The organism is Streptomyces umbrinus (genome assembly GCF_030817415.1).
In the GTDB taxonomy this organism is placed as follows: domain Bacteria; phylum Actinomycetota; class Actinomycetes; order Streptomycetales; family Streptomycetaceae; genus Streptomyces; species Streptomyces umbrinus_A.
In genome coordinates this window covers 5999604-6018584 of record NZ_JAUSZI010000002.1, presented here as the reverse complement: position 1 = coordinate 6018584, position 18981 = coordinate 5999604, and the positions used below count along the sequence as shown (strand labels likewise).

Here is an 18981-nt window from a genome sequence, read left to right as displayed (position 1 = left end):
GGAGGGGATTCATCTCCTTCCTCGTCGCCATCGGTGTCTGCAGCCGACTCCAAGACGGCCGGATCGACTGAAGTCTCACCTCTGGAAGAATATCTGAAACTTCCCATCGGGGATTACTCGTTCACTCCGCAGCAGATGTATGTGATCTCAAAGGCGGAGAGGAATCTCACAGGCAGTTGCATGCGGAAATATGACTTGACGTACCGGGCCAAAAGCTCCAATTCTCCTGCCGAGTACATCCCGGGGACAAATCGTCGGTACGGCGTGCTGAACCCTGATGTCGTATCGGAATATGGCTACCATTTTCCCGAGAGTGCTGCTGTAAGTGGAATCGATCTTTCTGAGGATGAAATTTTGGCCCTTAATGGCAGGCCTGAAGGGAATGCGGAAGTGAACGGCGTGAAAGTCCCGATAGGTGGCTGCCTGGGCTACGCCAAGGGAGCCCTGCGCGGAAAGTTTACTTACGGAAAAGGTGCGGAGGCGGCTCGGTCTATTGCTTCGGGAAGCTTTGAGGAGTCTCTCAGCTCGCCCAAGGTGGTGGCGGCGACGAGTGCCTGGTCAGACTGCATGAAACGGAGCGGGCTGTCGTACAGCACGCCCCTGCAGGCACTCGGAGCGCCCGAGAACTCCAGGAGTAAAATCACGAAGCGTGAGATTTCCGTCGCGAAGGCGGACGTCGACTGCAAGCTTCAAACCGACCTGGTGAAGATCTGGAGCAATCAGGAATCCGATATCCAAAGGGTCATGATCAAAAAAGACCGCAAGGATCTGGATCTGCTCTCCGAAGCTCATCGAAAGATCCTGGCAGAAGCCCGCTCTGTCCTTCGTTGATGGACGATGAAGCCGGGTCTTCGAACGTGATGGGCACACGGTTGATGCCCTTGCTCCTGGCCGATGCCGCGACCGGTGTCGAGGATCGCGGCGATCTAGGGCCGCCGTCGGTCGACGGCGGTGGCGAAAGTGCGGACTTCGGGGATGCCTGTGTCCGCACGCCAAGTCAGGAACTTCCATCGGGCGTGGCCTGTTCGAAGACCCAGGAACCCTCAGCTGGTCACCTTTACGTCCACCGTCCTGCCGCGGTACTTCCCGTCGTCCGTCAGCGGCAGCGTTGGTCAGCCAGACGAGAAGGTAGCGGGTCTTGAGTGATTTGCCGGGCTTGAGAGTCACGTTTGTACCAGAGTCCTCGGCGACCTTGGTGTAACCGGTGAAGGACTGAGGCTCTGAACCCGCACCACCTGAGGGGGCGCGAAGCTCCACGGAGGTGTCCCCCACGAAGGAGACGGACACTTTCCCCACCTGCTGGACCTTGCCGAGATCGAGGATGACTCCAAGGCCCTGTTTCAGTCGCCCGAAGTCGGCGCTCTCGTAGAAGTCTGTCTGCCAGTACGTGCCGGCAGTCCTGTCGTAGACCTTGTCCACGTCCGACGGCTTCTCGGATCCGTCCCCAAAGGGGTCGAAATCACGGGCACTGCTGATGGCGACCGGCTTGCCGGTCGCCTTCTTGGAGCTCTTGTCGTTCCCGTCCGTCGGCTGCGTCTGGTTCGTGTCGTCGGACTTGCCGCCACGCTCTATGAGCGCGTCGGCCAACTGCCAGCTGCCGAGTCCGAGCGCGGCGATCAGAAGGGCGGACACCGCCCACTTGAGTGCCTTGCCGGTACGGGTCTGCAGCGGAGGCAGGGGAGTCGGTACTGGTTGGGTGGCCCCCGGGTGGGACGAGGGGCGGCCGTAGTTGCCCTGCTGGTACGTCGTGCGCTGGTAGTCCGGCGGCGCCGTGAACGCGGGCTCCGGCGGCCGGATGCGAGGCATCTCGCCGACCGCCTTCACCAGCTCCTCCGGCGTGGTGCACGGAGGCTCCTGGCGGGAAGCGGTCGCGCCGTCGTTGACGAGCGCGCGCATCGCGAGCTCCGAAAGGCCCCGGTGCACACCTGCGCGTACCTGGTCGGGGGCGATGAGGCCCACGCCCTTGGGCAGTCCGGAGAGGCCGTAGGCGTCGTCCTCGTACGGCCACCGCTGGGTGAGCGTGGCGTACAGCAGCGCGCCGATCGCCTCCGTGTCGGTGCGTTGGGGGGTGTCGGAGCTGATGCCGCGCAGCGCCGCGTTCACAGCGAGACCGCGAATGCGCCACTGCCCGGACGAGGTGCGCAGCACGGCGCCAGGGGTCAGCTTCAGATGCGCCAGCCCCTCACGGTGTGCGGCGGCCATCGCCTGGGACACCTGGCTGACCATCTGGTACGCCTCGTGCACCTCCAGGGGGCCGGCGGCCAGAAGAGCCGTCAGCTCCGTGGCATCCGGCAGCCACTCGTGCACCACATAGACGAGGTCGTTCTCCTCGACCGCGTCCAGGACCTGGACGAACCGGGGATCGCCCAGGAGAGCCGAGGAACGGGCCGCCGCCAGGACGGAGCGCGCTCGTGGATGGTCGGCGGGCAGCAAGTGCACACCGACGGCGCGGCGGAGTTTCTCGTCCACCGCACGCCAACTGCTGAAACCGTCCACACGGGTGACGCACTCTTCCAGACGGTAGCGTCTGGCGAGTTTGTGACCGCTGTGCAGCTCGGGCGGCGAGGTCCTGCCAGGGCTCTCGTTCCCCCCGCTCCCCTGTTCCTCTTCGCTCTCCGAGCTGTCCGTGTCCCGCTCCCGGTTCTGGGCCACCCCGTCGGCCGTGGACTGGTCCGCCTTCGCGGTCAGCGGCTCGTCGCCGCTGTTGTCTGCCACGTCGACGGCAGCCGTGCTCCGTTCCACCACCGTCGTTCCTGCCTCCCCATCCATTGCGCGCTGTCCGACGCCAAAGCCAATTGTGCCCACAGTCCGCCCCTATGCACGACACGCGGTCGCGCACGATGGTTGTGCGCCTATCCCCGTCTCAGCGCCCAAGGCGCCCGCGGACCATGCCGACCATTCCGTTCAGCTCCTCGATGCGCATCCGCCGCGCCGCGACGTAGAAGACACCGAGCAGTACGACACCACCGCCGAGCAGGGAGGCGAACGAGCCGCCGACGCCCTGTCCCAGTGTGTGGCCGATTCCGTAGCAGGCCGCACCGCTGAGCAGTGCGGCCGGCACCGACGCGATACCGAGCCGTGCGTATGTGCGCAGGACCCGGCCACCGTCCAGGTCGCCGCCCAGCCGCTTGCGCAGCCGGCTCCACGCGACTCCCACGCCGATCGCGTAGGCAAGACCGTACGACGCGGCCATGCCCGCCACCGCCCAGCGCGGGGGAAGCAGGAAGAAACAGAGCGCCGAGGCTCCGGCGTTGACGGCGGCCACGATGACCGTGTTGTAGAAGGGGGTCCGGGTGTCCTCGTACGCGTAGAAGGCGCGCAGCACGACGTACTGCACGGAGTACGGGATCAGGCCCAGGCCGAAGGCCATCAGCATGTAGCCCATGTTCGTCGCCTCGCTGGTCCCGGAGGAGCCGAACATCAGCGTGCACATCGGGATGCCGAGCGCGACGAAGCCGAAGGAGATCGGCACGATGGCCACGGCGGTCGTACGCAGGCCCTGGGAGATGTCGTCGCGGACCGCACCGCTGTCGCCCTCATGGGCCGAACGCGAGAGCCGCGGCAGCAGGGCGGCCATCAGGGAGACCGTGATGATGGCCTGTGGGAGGCCCCAGATGAGCTGGGCGTTGGCGTAGGCCGCGAAGCCGGTGCCGTCGACCGGTGAGTCCTTGCCCGCCGCGGTGGACAGCTGGGTCACGACGATCGCGCCGGCCTGGTTGGCGAGGACGAAGAGCACGGTCCACTTGGCGAGCATCGCGGCCTTGCCGAGCCCGTGGCCCTTCCAGTCGAAGCGCAGCCGCAGCCGGAATCCCGTCTCCCGGAGGTACGGGATCATCGCGAGGGCCTGGACGACGAGACCGAGCAGGACGCCGATGCCGAGCAGCCGCTCGCCCTCAGGCGGAATCGTCGAGGCCTTCATGCCGGAGTTCTCCGCGGTGCCGTACACCCAGATGAACAGGCCGAGCGTCACGATGATGACGACGTTGTTGAGGACCGGCGTCCACATCATCGCGCCGAACTTTCCGCGCGCGTTCAGGATCTGGCCCATCACCACGTGGATGCCCATGAAGAAGATGGTGGGCAGGAAGTAGCGGGCGAAGGTGACAGCCGACGTCGTTGGCGGCCGCGTCTCTGGCGACCGGCGTCGACAGCACGCGGACCAGGAACGGTGCGGCGAGCACCGCGAGCGCGGTGAGCGTGCCGAGAACCACGACGACGAGGGTCAGCAGCCGGTTGGCGAATGCCTCACCCCCGTCCTCGTCGTCCTTCATGGCACGCACCAGCTGCGGTACGAAGACGGAGTTGAGGCCGCCGCCGACGGTCAGGATGTAGATCATCGTCGGCAGCTGGTAGGCGACCTGGAAGGTGTCGCCGAGGAGGCCGACGCCCAGCGCCGCGACGATCAGCGCGGAGCGGATGAAGCCGGTGAGGCGGGACACCATGGTGCCCGCCGCCATGACCGCACTGGACTTCAGCAGACCGGACGCACGGCCACCGGACTTCTTCCCGGCCGCCGGCGCGGGTGCGGGCGGGGGCGTCGAAGGCGGCTCGGCAGCCGGAGCCGGTTCCGGAGTCGGAGAGGGCACGCTGGGCGGGCCACCCGCGGGCGGGGTATGCGCCGCCCTGCTGCTGGTCCCGGAAGAGATGAGCGAAGGCGTCCGGCTCGTGGCGCTGCTCGCCGGCCTGGGTCACCAGGTCGTCGACACCCACGAACTGGGTCGTACGGGGGTCGTCGCCGTACGGCAGGTACTGGGTGGGACCCTCCGGCTCGGGGGCAGGAGTCTGGGCCCACACGCGCGGGTCGGGGGCGTACGGGGACTGGGGCGGCTGAGCGTAGAGCGGGGGCTGCGGCTGGTAGGTGCCGGGCGGCGGCGGGGGACGCGCGGCGCGGTCGTAGAGGGCCTCGGTGACAGGGTCCTGGGCGGCGAGATCCTGCGCCCGGTAGGGATCCTGGGCGTAGGCATCCTGGAGGTACACGTCAGGTGCGGGCTGCGGAGGCACCTCGCCGGGCTCCGGCGGGCCCTGCGGCGGGTCGTCGGGGTGGCCGGAGCCGCCCGCGCCCTGACCGCGGTCACCGTCGTACGGCGCGTTCATGGTTACCCCACCTCATCGTCCCCGGGCCCACCGGCCGCGACATCGCTCAACGGTCCACTCTCTCACCAGTGCCGGACGGGTCCGTGATTTCCGATGCGGTGTCCGGTGAACGGTCACTCGGGTGCTCCGGCTCGTGTGCCCCCGACTCGGCTTCGGATGCTTCGGGAGCGTCCTCGTCCTCGCCGTCCGCCTGGGCGTTCTTGGACTCCTGCGTGGCCTGGCGGGCGGCCGCGCGCTTGCGCTGCGTGTACATCCGGAACCCGGCGAGTACGAGCAGCAGGACACCACCGGCGATGACCAGCATCACCGTGGCGGTGATCTCGGTGACCTTCACGTCGAAGGGGACCTCGGGACCGTACGGCCGACCGTCCTCCGTGAACAGCTGGGCGACGACTCCCACACGGCCGTTGGCGTGGGCGTTGGTGGTGAACTTCACCGACTGGCTGTGCCCGCCCGAGACCGCGACCGGCTGTTCGTCGTAGGCGCCGTCGCCGATGCTGAGGCGGCTCGGCTGGGTCGAGGTCAGGCGCAGCGTCAGGTGGTCGACACCCTGGACGAGGTTGTTCTGCACCGTCACGGGGATCGTGGCGCTACGGCCCGACAGCTTCGCGTCGGACTTCTTGATCAGTGCGACGCTCTCGGTGAGTCGGGCGAGATACGCCTCCACCCCGTCGCGGTAGAGCGTCGCATCGGTGCTACGGCCGCGCCAGGACGTGGACATCGACCGGTCCATGGCCCGTCCGAAGGGGGTGACCACGCGGGACTTGTCCGCGAGGATCACCTGGAAGCTGTCGAGGTCGTCCTGCGTGCGCTCGATCTGATCGAAGGCCGTCTGCGGCAGCCCCTGCTCGCGCAGCGACGGGGGGTACGACTTCGCCGACGGGACCCGTGTGGTGGCGCCCGCATCCGGCTTGGCCTTGGTGGCCGCGGAGAGGTCCGCCGACTGCGACCAGTTTCCGTCCTGGAGCGCCGTCAGCGCCTGCGCCATCGTCTGGGCCTGACTGGCGGTCGGCATGCGCTGTGGTGCGACCACGACGCTGCGCTGCTTGGCCGGGACCTGGAGCGAGAACATCAGGCTCTGGGCGAGGAACTTCTGCACGGCGAGTGTGGAGTTGCCCGCCACCGTCATGTCGCCCTGGAACGCCGTCGACAGACGGGCGTCCGTGACCACCGCGGTGGTGCCGCCGCCGATCGGACGCGCCGCGGAAGGCGTGTACGGCAGGCTTCCGGCCTCCTTGAGGCTGTCGCTGCGGGCGATCACCGTGTCGGCCCCGGCGGAGGTGGCGACCTTGACGATCGAGGGGTCGATCGCGCCGTTCGCGGGCCAGGCGTACTCCGTGCTGGGCGTCACGTGGAGGATCGACTCCACGGTCGTCGCGGCCACGGTGGTGGCGTCCTTGAGATGGCTGAGCGACCCGGTGGCGGTCTTTCCGTTGTGGGCCAGCGACGCCAGATCCGGGTCGGCAAAGGGAAGAGCGACTACTTCCTCGTTCTCGACCGTGTTCTCCAGCTCGGAGAGCCACTGCTTGGCCACCGCCTGGTGCGTGCCCGGCGTGGTCGTCGTGCTGGAGCCGTTCACCTGGACGCGGTAGCTGCGGGTCATCGCGTCGACGGACGCCAGCAGATCCGGGTCGACGACCCATGTGACGTCGAGGTTCTTGCCGAGCGCGAGGAGCTGCTGCAGGCGCCCGCCTGGGGCGATCTCCGCGGCCAGGTCGTCGTCCTTGAAGACGGGGGTCTGCTGTTCGTTCGAACCCGTCTCGGCCGTCATGTGCGAGGTGGAGATGAGCGGCCAGAGGTATGTGGTCCGGGTCTTCGTGTCCGCCGCGTCGGGTTGCCACGGCAGGAAGGTCCGCTCGATGCCGAGGATCTGGTCGTACGCCGCGGCGGCGGTCCGGCCGGTGAGTGTGACACCGAGCTGGTAGACGCCGTCGGAGCTGAGGGGCAGCTTGTCGACGGGGACGGAGATGCTGAAGGTCTGCGGGACACCCGGCGCCAGCTTGGAGAACTTCGCGACGTACTTGCCGCCGACGTCCGTACCCGCGTACGGGTTGCTCCGTGAGGCGTCGTCGATCGCCGAGCGGCCGTTCATCGTCGGGCCCACCCGGAGGCCGACGTGCGCGTCAGTGATCGTCTGCTTGCCCTTGTTGACGATCCTGCCGGAGACGGTGAGCGTGTCCCCGTCGGAGGGCACGCGAGGGCTGAGCGTGTCCAGAGAGACATCGACCGTGCGGGAACCGGAGACCTCCGCTGCGGCGCTGCGCTCGGCTGCGTACGCGGACGGGGCTACGGGCAGCTGACAGAGTCCGGCCACCAGGGGAGCCGCGGCCAGCAGCGCCCCGGTGCGCCGCAGCCAGCGGCGGGCAGGTGAGGGACTCGTCCCCTGGAAGTCTGCCGCCTCGGCCACGCGCTCGCCCGTCCCTCGTCGTCGTCAGTGGTCGTCGGAATGTGCGTCCACGCATGGTAACGATGCGCGCTGAGGGTAAGTGCCGCGGTCCGGTCCACAAGATCGGAGACGAGACCACGCTGTCCCACTATGTCCGCCTATCAGTGGTGAGGTCTCCGCAGGGGCGGGGAAGCTGTCGGTGCACGTTTAATGGAGGCGCCCGCGGGGGTCCGGGCCACGTACCCTTTTCTGTTGTGCCGAACGCCAACGAAGACAATCCCAGTGCCCTGAATCAGGTGCAGAGCCGCGCGGTGAGCGAACTGCTGCGGGTGTCCCCCGTCGCCGATGAGCTCGCCCGCCGTTTCCAGGAGGCCGGGTTCTCCCTTGCCCTGGTCGGCGGCTCGGTCCGGGACGCCCTCCTCGGCCGGCTCGGCAACGACCTGGACTTCACGACCGACGCCCGGCCTGAGGACGTATTGAAGATCATGCGGCCCTGGGCGGACGCCGTGTGGGAGGTCGGGATCGCCTTCGGCACGGTCGGTGGGCAGAAGGACGCCCGCGTCGGAGACGTCAACCAGAGCTTTCAGATCGAGGTGACGACCTACCGTTCGGAGGCGTACGACCGGACCTCGCGCAAGCCCGAGGTCTCATACGGCGACTCCATCGAGGAAGACCTGGTGCGCCGTGACTTCACGGTGAACGCGATGGCCGTTGCGCTCCCCGAGAAGGAGTTCATCGATCCGCACGGTGGGCTGGACGATCTTGCCGCGCACGTTCTGCGGACTCCGAGCACACCCGAGGCCTCCTTCTCCGACGACCCGCTGCGGATGATGCGGGCCGCGCGGTTCGCGGCGCAGCTCGACTTCGAGGTGGCGCCGGACGTCGTCGCGGCGATGAAAGCCATGGCCGAGCGAATTGAGATCGTCTCCGCCGAGCGCGTACGTGACGAGCTGAACAAGCTGGTCCTGTCCGCCCACCCGCGGAAGGGACTGACGCTGCTCGTCGACACCGGGCTCGCCGACCGGGTGCTGCCCGAGCTGCCCGCTCTGCGCCTGGAGCGGGATGAGCACCATCGGCACAAGGACGTCTACGACCACACGCTGATCGTTCTGGAGCAGGCGATGGCGCTGGAGGAGAACGGTCCCGACCTCACCCTGCGCCTGGCCGCCCTGCTGCATGACATCGGCAAGCCGCGGACGCGTCGCTTCGAGACGGACGGGCGGGTCTCCTTCCACCACCACGAGGTGGTGGGCGCCAAGATGACCAAGAAGCGGATGACCGAGCTCAAGTACTCCAATGAACTCGTGAAGGACGTCTCGCGTCTGGTCGAGCTGCACCTGCGCTTCCACGGCTACGGGACCGGGGAGTGGACGGACTCCGCGGTGCGCCGATACGTGCGTGATGCGGGCCCGCTCCTCGACCGTCTCCACAAGCTGACCCGCTCGGACTGCACGACGCGCAACAAGCGCAAGGCCGCTGCACTCTCTCGTGCGTACGACGGTCTGGAGGAGCGCATCGCCCAGCTTCAGGAGCAGGAGGAGCTGGACGCGATCCGGCCCGACCTCGACGGCAACCAGATCATGGAGGTCCTGGGTGTCGCGCCCGGCCCGGTCATCGGGCAGGCCTACAAGTTCCTGCTGGAACTGCGTCTGGAGAACGGGCCGATGGAGTACGACGCGGCGGTGTCGGCGCTCAAGGAGTGGTGGGCCGCACAGAACTGAGGACGTGCGGCGTCATGTTTCACGTGAAACATGACTCGCTCTCCTGGAGCCGGACATGCCGAGGGGCGTTGTTTCACGTGAAACACCGCCCCTCGCGTCCGCGCCGCTCCTACTTGTTGTCTGCCAGGCAGAGCACGAAGGAGTCGGACCCTTCCTTCCAGGAGAGAGCGGCGGTGGTGCCCTGGACGGACTGGCAAGCGAGCTGGGCCAGGCTGGAGCCGTCCTTCTTCGCCAGAACCTTGTGAGTGGCCTTCGAGTCGCCGCAGTCGAGCTTCTCGACCGTGGCGTTGGAGTCGGAGCCCGTGTTGCGCAGGCAGTCGCCGGCCTGGAGCTTCGTGGCGTCGTCGCCACCGAAGAAGTAGGTTCCGGCGGCTATGGACAGCACGGCCACGGGGATGATGAACCGCAGGTACTTCTTGAAGCCGCTACGCGCCGGAGCCGGCGGCGGAACCGGCGCACCCTGGTTGAAGTACGGGGACTGCTGGGGGTCTCCGGGCTGCGGCTGGCCGTACGGGTTTCCGCTCGGGGGCTGCCCGTAGGGGTTCTGGCCCTGGGGCGGCTGCCCCTGCGCGAACGGGTTCTGGCCTTGAGGCGGCGGAGTGGTCACTTTGGGGGTCCCCCTAGAGCGTAGGAGCGCGTGGCGCGAAATAAGACGCACGTAAGCTACCGGCCGCCACTGACAACTCTGTAGCCCACAGTGGCTCTGTGTCATTGATGTGACACTCACTGCCGTGCAAAGCGGGCCATAGCCACAGCAACTGCCCCGTAGATAACGGCCACCGTGATCACGAGCGCGACCGAGCGGCCGTCAGGGGGCAGCATCAGGGCGGCCACCGCGGCGGCGCCGACGAAGGCAACGTTGAACAGAACGTCGTAGACGGCGAAGATCCGGCCACGGAAGCCGTCGTCGACGGACGACTGGACCATGGTGTCCGTGGCGATCTTCGCGCCCTGGGTGGTCAGACCGAGGACGAAGGCCGCGACCAGTATGGGGACTTCGGCGAACGGCAGCCCGAGCGCCGGCTCAAGTACCGCGGCGGATCCGGCACAGGCGATGATCCAGCCGCTGGGCCCGAGCCGTCCCACGGCCACCGGGGTCAGCACCGCCGCGGCGAAGAAGCCCGCTCCGGAGATCCCCACGGCCAGGCCCAGAAGGGCGAGCCCGTCGTCGTCCGAGCCCGACGACCAGGCATACCGGCAGAGCATCAGCACCATGACCGTCAGGGCGCCGTAGCAGAACCGCATCAGCGTCATCGCGGCCAGGGCCCGGGCGGCCTCCCGTCGTGCCGGCTCGGCCAGATGGCGTACGCCTGATGTAAGGCCGCGTGCCGTGCCGACCAGTGCCTCCTTCAACCGTGGATGCACCAACTCCCGGTCGGGGCCAAGAAGTTCCGGTGCCAGGCGCAGCGAGGCGAGCGCGGAACACACGTAGAGGGCTGCTCCGACGAGGACGACCGCCGCATCGGAGTCCGAGGCGACCAGCCGGACGACGAAGGCGAGACCTCCGCCGACGGTCGCGGCGAGCGTTCCTGCCGTGGGCGACAGGGAGTTGGCCATCACCAGGCGCTCGGAGTCGACAACGCGGGGCAGCGCGGCGGACAGGCCCGCCAGGACGAACCGGTTGACCGCGGTCACGCACAGAGCGGACACGTAGAAGAGCCAGTCCGGCACGCCGCTCAGCATGAGGACGCCCGTCAGGGCGGCCAGCGCCGCCCGCAGCAGGTTCCCGTACAGGAAGACCTGGCGGCGTCGCCAGCGGTCCAGCAGGACGCCGGCGAAGGGGCCCACGAGGGAGTACGGGAGCAGCAGGACCGCCATTGCCGAGGCGATCGCCGCCGCCGAGGTCTGCTTCTCAGGTGAGAAGACGACATACGTGGCGAGCGCGACCTGATAGACGCCGTCGGCACCCTGCGACAACAGCCGGACGGCGAGCAGACGCCGGAAGTTCCCGAAGCGCAGGAGGACGCGCAGGTCACGCACGACAGCCATGGGGCACAGCTTCACATACGAGGAGGGTCCCCGGGCTTGCGACCCGGGGACCCTCAACAGAGCGGCACATCAAGCGTTTTAGCGCTCGACCTCGCCCTTGATGAACTTCTCGACGTTGTCGTAGGCCTCGTCGTCGAAGTACTGGACCGGCGGCGACTTCATGAAGTAGCTCGACGCGGAGAGGATCGGGCCGCCGATGCCACGGTCCTTGGCGATCTTCGCGGCACGCAGGGCGTCGATGATGACACCCGCGGAGTTCGGGGAGTCCCAGACCTCGAGCTTGTACTCCAGGTTCAGCGGGACGTCACCGAAGGCACGGCCCTCGAGGCGGACGTACGCCCACTTGCGGTCGTCGAGCCAGGCCACGTAGTCCGAGGGACCGATGTGGACGTTCTTCGCGCCCATGTCGCGGTCGGGGATCTGCGAGGTGACGGCCTGCGTCTTCGAGATCTTCTTGGACTCGAGGCGGTCGCGCTCCAGCATGTTCTTGAAGTCCATGTTGCCGCCGACGTTGAGCTGCATCGTGCGCTCAAGGCGGACACCGCGGTCCTCGAACAGCTTCGCCATCACACGGTGCGTGATGGTGGCGCCGACCTGCGACTTGATGTCGTCGCCGACGATTGGGACGCCCGCCTCGATGAACTTGTCCGCCCACTCCTTGGTGCCGGCGATGAAGACCGGAAGGGCGTTGACGAAGGCGACCTTGGCGTCGATGGCGGCCTGGGCGTAGAACTTCGCCGCGTCCTCGGAACCGACGGGCAGGTAGCAGACGAGAACGTCGACCTGCTTGTCCTTGAGGATCTGGACGATGTCGACCGGGGCCTCTGCGGACTCCTCGATGGTCTCGCGGTAGTACTTGCCGAGACCGTCGTACGTGTGGCCGCGCTGGACCGTGACGCCCTTGTTCGGGACGTCGCAGATCTTGATGGTGTTGTTCTCGCTGGCGCCGATGGCGTCCGAGAGGTCGAGGCCGACCTTCTTCGCGTCGACGTCGAAGGCGGCGACGAACTCGACGTCACCCACGTGGTAGTCGCCGAACTGGACGTGCATCAGGCCGGGCACCTTGGACGCCGGATCGGCATCCTTGTAGTACTCGACGCCCTGTACCAGCGAGGCGGCGCAGTTGCCCACGCCGACGATGGCTACGCGAACCGAACCCATTCCGGTTGCTCCCTGTGTGTACTCGGTGAAGCCCTGAGGGGACTTCACGTGGCAGTGTCATCGGACGGATCCGGCCCGGGAGTGTCCCCGGGCCGGGGCAGGCCGCCCGACTCCCCAGATGTGCTGTCCTGCTGAGCGGAGCCGTCCGATCCGGGACGCTGCTGGTCCCGTCCGGCCCGCTCGCTCTCGATGAGCTCGTTCAGCCAGCGCACTTCGCGCTCCACGGACTCCATTCCGTGGCGCTGGAGCTCAAGGGTGTAGTCGTCGAGTCGCTCCCGGGTGCGCGCCAGAGAGGCACGCATCTTCTCCAGGCGCTCCTCGAGACGGCTGCGGCGGCCTTCGAGGACCCGCATCCGTACGTCCCGTGACGTCTGGCCGAAGAAGGCGAAGCGAGCGGCGAAGTGCTCGTCCTCGTACGCATCGGGACCCGTCTGTGAGAGCAGGTCCTCGAAATGCTCCTTACCTTCAGCCGTCAACCGATAGACGATCTTGGCGCGGCGCCCTGAGAGTGGCGCCGCGAGCGCGTCCTCGGGGGTGTTCCCCGGCTCCTCGATCAACCAGCCGCTGGCGACCAGCGTCTTGAGGCAGGGGTAGAGCGTCCCGTAGCTGAACGCACGGAACACACCCAGTGACGTATTGAGGCGTTTGCGCAGCTCATAGCCGTGCATCGGGGACTCGCGGAGCAGGCCGAGGACGGCGAACTCAAGGATCCCGGAACGCCGGCTCATCGTCGCCTCCTCTCTGCCGCGGTCTTGCCGTGACGGTCTTTATGCCGAGCTGATGTATCGACTCGATACATCAGAACGATAGATCGGTCTGCAACATGCGACAAGAGGGGACGTCGTGAACGGGGTCACATCACCGATTCGTAGGAAGCAAGTTGCCTGATTTGGGGTGAACTTCGGTGCTAGGCAGGTTTTGACGGTGCGTAGTCTGTGCGCCATGCAAACCACCGGGAACCGAGTGACGCATGGGGACGTCCTCGTCCTCGGTGCAGTACGGATGAATGTAAGAACGACCGCATCCGTACTTCGGGGGGACCGGAAACCAGCCGCCGTTTCCAGGCGCGCTCAGGTGCGCCTGCCCGAGGAGTAATCGTTCGATGAGCGAGCACCGTCGCAAACCGCCGCAGCCGCAAGGCGGCGGACGTGCCGCGGCCCGACGCGGCCAGACCGGGTCGTCCTCCGGCCGCCGTGCGGCGCCGCGGAGCGCCACCGGGTCTCCTTCCGACTCCTATGACTCGGGAGGTGAGGAGCGCCCGTTCGGTAGCCGTGCCGAGGCCCGACGGGCGGCACAGAGAAGCAGCACCAGCGGTGGCAGGCGCAGAGCCGCCGACGGTGCGGGGCACGGTGGCCACGGTGGTGGCGGCCGGCGTGGTGGTCCCGGCGGGCCGAACGGCCCTGGGCGGGGCAGAGGGCGCGGGCCCGATCCCTACAAGAAGCGGATCATCGACTATCCGCGCGCGGGCAAATACGGATGGGCACGTTGGGTGCCCTCGTGGAAGCTCGTGACGGGTACGTTCATCGGCTTCTGCGGCAGCCTGATGGCCGTGGCGGGCATCGCGTACGCCATGGTGGGCGTGCCGGACGTCGCAGCGGCCGCGAAGGCGCAGAACAACGTCTACTACTGGGCCAACAACAAGCCGATGGTGTCCACGGGCGGTGAGACCAACCGCCAGAACATCAAGTACGAGCAGATCCCCAAGGCGATGCGGTACGCCGTCATGTCGGCCGAGAACAAGAAGTTCGAGACCGACAAGGGCATCGACCCCGTGGGTATCGGCCGCGCGCTCTTCAACATGGCCAAGGGCGGCGAGACGCAGGGCGGCTCGACCATCACCCAGCAGTACGTGAAGAACGCGATGCTGAACGACCAGTCGCAGACGGTGTCCCGGAAGTTCAAGGAACTGCTCGTCTCCATCAAGGTGGGCCAGCGTGAGCCCAAGGAGAAGGTCATGGCGGGGTACCTGAACACCGCCTACTACGGCCGTACCTCCTATGGCCTCCAGGCGGCCGCTCGTTCGTACTTCGGCAAGGACGCGACAGAAATGGACGCCAGTGAGTGCGCCCTCCTTGCCGCTGTTCTGAAGGGCGCCACGTACTACGACCCCGCGGGAGCGACGGCGATCGACCCGGGGGCCACACAAGAGGCCAACACCAGGCGGGCCACGGAACGCTGGAGCTGGATCCTCGACGAGATGGTCAAGGACGGGCACCTGTCGGCCACGGAACGAGCCAAGTACACGGAGCTCCCCAAGCTCCAGAACCCGCGGTCCAGCTCCGAGCTGGGCGGTCAGATCGGCTATCTCGTCGATCTCGCCAAGGGCTACGTCATCAACAACACCGACATCACCGAGGAACAGCTCCGGCAGGGCGGCTACGAGATCCACACGACCTTCGACAAGAAGAAGGTCGACGATCTCGAGAAGGCCGTGAAGAAGGTCCGCAAGGAGAACCTCGACGTAAAGCGCCGCCCGAAGACCGACACGCACGTCCAGTTCGGCGGGGCTTCCGTGGATCCAAAGGATGGTGCCATCGTCGCCATCTACGGCGGTGAGTCCGCGACCAAGCACTTCACCAACAATGCCGACGAGACCGGTGCCGCGGTCGGTTCGACGTTCAAACCGTTCGTCCTGGCGGCCGCCATGCAGGACGGCAAGCGCGACCCGGAACTCGGGGAGTCCCAGGCACAGGACGAACGCACCAAGGTCTCGCCGGACAGCTTCTACAGCGGCAAGAACAAACTCAAGATCAAGACCTACGACGGCAGTATCTGGAAGAACGACAAGGGTAAGGAGTGGCTCCAGACCAACGACGACGACGCGTCGTACGGCGCTCCGCCGAACTACCGGATCGACCTGCGTGAAGCCATGCGGGTGTCGGCGAACTCCGCCTTCGTGCAGCTCGGTATGGATGTCGGTCTGGACAAGGTGAAGAAGGCGGCGGAAAACGCCGGCCTCAGGCCGAACAGCCTGACGGGTACCACCTTCCCGTCCTTCTCCATCGGCATCTCCGACCCCAGCGCGATCCGTATGGCCGGTTCGTACGCGACGTTCGCGACCAGCGGGAAGCAGAACGACCCGTTCTCGGTCAAGGAGGTCGAGTACGAAGGGGGCAGCGTGTGGAAGCACAAGTCCTTGGCCAAGGAGGCCTTCACCGAGCAGGTCGCCGACAACGTCACCGACGTTCTGAAGACCGTCGTCGAGGACGGAACCGGTACCTCGGCCCAGCTCGACGGCCGCGAGGTGGCCGGTAAGACCGGTACGACGGACGGCAACAAGTCCGCCTGGTTCGTCGGATACACGCCGCAGCTGTCGACCGCGGTCAGCATGTACCGCATGGACGACGACGAGACCAAGAAGAGTCGACCGTTCCTGGAGATGTACGGCACGGGTGGCCAGGAGACCATCCACGGTGCCTCGTTCCCGGCCGAGGTCTGGCACGACTACATGGAGCAGGCGCTCAAGGGCACGATGCCCGAGGACTTCCCGGAGGCCGAGCCCATCGGTGAGGTCGTCAACGACCTTCCGACCCCGAGCGTGACCCCCTCGCCCACCGAGTCCGAAGAGGAGCAGCCCGAGCCCAGTGCGGAGCCCAGCGAGACGGAAACCTCTCCTTCGCCCTCCACGAGTGAGACCTGTGGCCCCTTCGGTAACTTCCCGTGCGAGGACACCGGCGGAACAGAAACGGGCGGAAACGAGACTGGCGGTACGGACGGAGGAGTGTCGTCATCGCCCACGGAATCCGAGGATCCAGGCAACACCAGAGGCAATGGCAATGGCGGCATCTTCGGATGATCAACCGGATAGCTGCCTCCGCGGGGTGTTTCACGTGAAACATCCGTAGTGAGGTGTTTCACGTGAAACGAGGGCCGTCGCACCGACTCGGTGCGACGGCCCTCGGCGTATTCCTAGGCGCGTACGGCAGGATGTGCGGCATGCCCAGTGCAGAAACGACGCGCGCGAGCGTGCACGAGCCAGATCTGGTCCGGCCGACCAAGGAGGACCCGGTCGCCGCGACCGGCAGTGAACTCTTCGGTGGTCCTCTCGGGCGGCGCGCGCTGCTCGGGACGTCCTGGTGGACTCCCGTGCGGGTCATCGCGCTCGTCGCGATCGGCATGTTCGCCCTCGGCATGGTGCAGAAGCTGCCCTGCTACGACGGTGCCTGGTTCTTCGGGGCCAGTTCGCAGTACACGCATGCCTGCTACTCGGACATCCCGCACCTCTACCAGGGGCGGGGCTTCGCCGACGGGCTGGTGCCGTACTTCGACAAGCTCGAAGGCGACATGGAGTACCTCGAATACCCGGTGCTGACCGGAGTGTTCATGGAGGTCGCCTCGTGGCTGACGCCGGGCAGCGGCAGCATCCAGGACCAGGAGCAGGTCTACTGGATGGTCAACGCCGGGATGCTGATGGCGTGCACGGCCGTCATCGCCGTCTGCGTGACCCGCACCCACCGGCGGCGCCCCTGGGACGGCCTGCTGGTCGCTCTGGCGCCTGCTTTCGCGCTGACCGCCACCATCAACTGGGACCTGCTGGCCGTCGCTCTGACAGCCGCCGCGATGCTGATGTGGGCACGGAGCCGTCCCCTTGCCTTCGGAGTCCTGCTGGGGCTCGCCACGGCTGCCAAGCTCTATCCCGCGCTGCTGCTCGGGCCACTGCTCGTACTGTGCTGGCGCGCGGGCAGGTGGCGGGAGTTCGGTACGGCGCTGCTCGGTGCCGCCGGCTCCTGGCTGGTCGTGAACCTTCCGGTCATGCTGCTTGCCCCCGAGGGCTGGGCGAAGTTCTACACGTTCAGCCAGGAACGCGGCGTCGACTTCGGCTCCTTCTGGCTGATCCTGTCCCAGCGCATGGAGACCCCGCTCGACACCGACACGGTCAACACGTTCGCCACGGTGCTGATGCTGATCTCCTGCGTGGGCGTCGCGGCTCTCGCGCTGACCGCCCCGCGCCGGCCGCGCTTCGCCCAGCTGGCGTTCCTGATCGTCGCGGCCTTCATCCTCACCAACAAGGTCTACTCGCCGCAGTACGTGCTGTGGCTGGTGCCCCTCGCCGTGCTGGCCCGTCCGAAGTGGCGGGACTTCCTGATCTGGCAGACGTGCGAGGTGGCGTACTTCCTCGGCATCTGGATGTACCTCGCGTACACGACCAGCGGAGACGCCCACAAGGGACTGCCGCAGGAGGGGTACCAACTGGCCATCGCCGTACACCTGTTGGGGACGCTGTATCTGTGCGCGGTGATCGTGCGCGACATCTTCATGCCGGAGCGGGACGTGGTGCGCCGCTCCGGTGACGACGACCCGTCCGGTGGAGTGCTCGACGGCGCGCAGGACGTCTTCGTCCTCGGCGCTGCGGCCCACCCGCCGCGGCACGCGGCACACTTCGACGGGCCGTACGTGGAGTGGGGAGCCGACGACGAACCGGCGAAGCGACGTTCGCCCTGAGCGAACAAGGCGTGGGCGAGTCACGTAAAAGGCCGTACACGGGCTCCGTGTACGGCCTTTCGTCTGTGCGCGGGGCTTGGTGAGCCCCCGCTGTCAGCGTTCGACGATGCGGTCGAACTGCGTGGTGGTGTGCCGCAGATGGGCCACCAGCTCCTCGCCGACCTTCGGCTCCGGGGCGTCCGAGGGTACGAAGAGGATCGAGACCTGCATGTGCGGGGGCTCCGCGAACCAGCGCTGCTTGGCGCCCCAGACGAACGGTGAGAGGTTCCGGTTGACCGTGGCGAGGCCGGCCCTGGCGACGCCCTTGGCGCGCGGCATGACGCCGTGCAGGGCCTTCGGGGCCTCCAGGCCCACTCCGTGCGACGTACCGCCCGCCACGACCACCAGCCAGCCGTCCGAGGCGACCTTCTGCTGGCGGTAACCGAAACGGTCACCCTTGGAGACGGGCGTGACGTCCAGGACGGCTCCGCGGTACTCGGTGGCCTCGTGGTCCCCCAGCCACAGCCGCGTGCCGATGCGGGCGCGGAAGCGGGTCTGCGGGAACTGCTGCTGCAGCCGGGCGAGTTCCTCGGCCTTGAGGTGGCTGACGAACATGGTGTGCAGCGGCAGCCGGGCCGCGCGCAGCCGGTCCATCCAGCCGATGACCTCCTCGACGGCGTCCGAGCCGTCGGTGCGGTCCAGCGGCAGGTGGATCGCGAAGCCCTCGAGGCGCACGTTCTCTATGGCGGCGTGGAGCTGGGGCAGGTCCTGCTCGCTCACACCGTGCCGCTTCATGGAGGACATGACCTCGATGACGACACGGGCGCCCACGAGGCCGTAGACACCGTCGACCGACGACACGGAGCGGATGACCCGGTCGGGCAGCGGTACGGGCTCCTCGCCCCGTCTGAACGGCGTCAGGACGAGCAGGTCGCCGCCGAACCAGTCCTTGATCCGCGCGGCCTCGTACGTCGTGCCCACGGCCAGGACGTCGGAGCCCATACGAGTGGCCTCGTCCGCGAGCCGCTCGTGGCCGAAGCCGTAGCCGTTGCCCTTGCAGACCGGGACGAGCCCCGGGAACTGCTCGGACACGTGCTTGTGGTGCGCCCGCCAGCGTGCGGTGTCGACGTAGAGCGTGAGCGCCATGGCCGGACCTGGAACCTTTCTCGTGGCAGCGGTGTATCAGAGGTATGAAGGCGAATTCTGGTA

General features: G+C 67.2%; 10 protein-coding genes and 2 pseudogenes. 4 read left to right on the top strand and 8 right to left on the bottom strand.

Translation table 11 applies throughout. From position 1 onward, the window contains the following. Positions 1–33: 33 nt before the first annotated feature. Entirely contained in the window at positions 34–831 is a 798-nt protein-coding gene (locus QF035_RS56285; RefSeq protein WP_307523077.1) for a hypothetical protein, read from the top strand. A gap of 212 nt (positions 832–1043) precedes the next feature. On the opposite strand, the pseudogene QF035_RS26365 reads toward QF035_RS56285, so the two are convergent. The 3 genes and pseudogenes from QF035_RS26365 to QF035_RS26355 all read right to left on the bottom strand — a co-directional run bounded on the left by QF035_RS26365 (position 1044) and on the right by QF035_RS26355 (position 7501). Then, positions 1044–2745 (bottom strand): annotated as a pseudogene (locus QF035_RS26365) (protein kinase family protein). 118 nt (positions 2746–2863) lie between these two features. Then, positions 2864–5094 (bottom strand): annotated as a pseudogene (murJ, locus tag QF035_RS26360) (murein biosynthesis integral membrane protein MurJ). 46 nt (positions 5095–5140) lie between these two features. Next, on the bottom strand, positions 5141–7501 hold the full coding sequence (locus tag QF035_RS26355) for a DUF6049 family protein (RefSeq protein ID WP_307523076.1): 2361 nt from the start codon (positions 7499–7501) through the stop codon (positions 5141–5143). Between the two features lie 233 nt (positions 7502–7734). Between QF035_RS26355 and QF035_RS26350 the strand changes: the two genes are divergently transcribed. Further along, a complete protein-coding gene (locus QF035_RS26350) occupies positions 7735–9201 on the top strand; it encodes a CCA tRNA nucleotidyltransferase (protein ID WP_307523074.1) in 1467 nt (488 codons plus the stop codon). 109 nt (positions 9202–9310) lie between these two features. Here QF035_RS26350 and QF035_RS26345 read toward each other — a convergent pair whose 3' ends face one another. The 4 genes from QF035_RS26345 to QF035_RS26330 form a co-directional block, all read right to left on the bottom strand. Next, complete coding sequence (locus QF035_RS26345; RefSeq protein WP_307523073.1) at positions 9311–9808, bottom strand: LppU/SCO3897 family protein; 498 nt, start codon at positions 9806–9808, stop codon at positions 9311–9313. Between the two features lie 116 nt (positions 9809–9924). After that, the gene (locus tag QF035_RS26340) at positions 9925–11190 is read right to left on the bottom strand and encodes an MFS transporter (RefSeq protein WP_307523071.1); all 1266 of its coding nucleotides are present in this window, start codon (positions 11188–11190) and stop codon (positions 9925–9927) included. A gap of 78 nt (positions 11191–11268) precedes the next feature. Further along, positions 11269–12351 (bottom strand): inositol-3-phosphate synthase, encoded by a 1083-nt coding sequence (locus QF035_RS26335; protein ID WP_307523070.1) that lies wholly within the window; start codon positions 12349–12351, stop codon positions 11269–11271. A gap of 44 nt (positions 12352–12395) precedes the next feature. Then, positions 12396–13079 carry a PadR family transcriptional regulator gene (locus tag QF035_RS26330; RefSeq protein ID WP_307523069.1) on the bottom strand — a complete coding sequence of 228 codons (684 nt, stop codon included), beginning with the start codon at positions 13077–13079 and terminating at the stop codon, positions 12396–12398. Between the two features lie 374 nt (positions 13080–13453). On the opposite strand from QF035_RS26330, the gene QF035_RS26325 reads away from it, so the two are divergent. Both QF035_RS26325 and QF035_RS26320 read left to right on the top strand, forming a co-directional pair. Beyond that, on the top strand, positions 13454–16147 hold the full coding sequence (locus QF035_RS26325) for a transglycosylase domain-containing protein (RefSeq protein WP_307523068.1): 2694 nt from the start codon (positions 13454–13456) through the stop codon (positions 16145–16147). Positions 16148–16278: 131 nt separating this feature from the next. Further along, positions 16279–17793 (top strand): glycosyltransferase family 87 protein, encoded by a 1515-nt coding sequence (locus tag QF035_RS26320; protein WP_307531428.1) that lies wholly within the window; start codon positions 16279–16281, stop codon positions 17791–17793. A 93-nt stretch (positions 17794–17886) separates the two neighbouring features. Here QF035_RS26320 and QF035_RS26315 read toward each other — a convergent pair whose 3' ends face one another. Continuing rightward, complete coding sequence (locus QF035_RS26315; RefSeq protein ID WP_200397045.1) at positions 17887–18918, bottom strand: alanine racemase; 1032 nt, start codon at positions 18916–18918, stop codon at positions 17887–17889. Between the last annotated feature and the right edge of the window lie 63 nt (positions 18919–18981).

Excerpts from the sequence above, each read along its gene's own strand:
- QF035_RS26320 (WP_307531428.1), top strand. The coding sequence starts at position 16,279 with ATGTGCGGCATGCCCAGTGCAGAAACGACGCGCGCGAGCGTGCACGAG.
- QF035_RS26315 (WP_200397045.1), bottom strand. The coding sequence starts at position 18,918 with ATGGCGCTCACGCTCTACGTCGACACCGCACGCTGGCGGGCGCACCAC.
- QF035_RS26330 (WP_307523069.1), bottom strand. The coding sequence starts at position 13,079 with ATGAGCCGGCGTTCCGGGATCCTTGAGTTCGCCGTCCTCGGCCTGCTC.
- QF035_RS26335 (WP_307523070.1), bottom strand. The coding sequence starts at position 12,351 with ATGGGTTCGGTTCGCGTAGCCATCGTCGGCGTGGGCAACTGCGCCGCC.
- QF035_RS26325 (WP_307523068.1), top strand. The coding sequence starts at position 13,454 with ATGAGCGAGCACCGTCGCAAACCGCCGCAGCCGCAAGGCGGCGGACGT.
- QF035_RS26340 (WP_307523071.1), bottom strand. The coding sequence starts at position 11,190 with ATGGCTGTCGTGCGTGACCTGCGCGTCCTCCTGCGCTTCGGGAACTTC.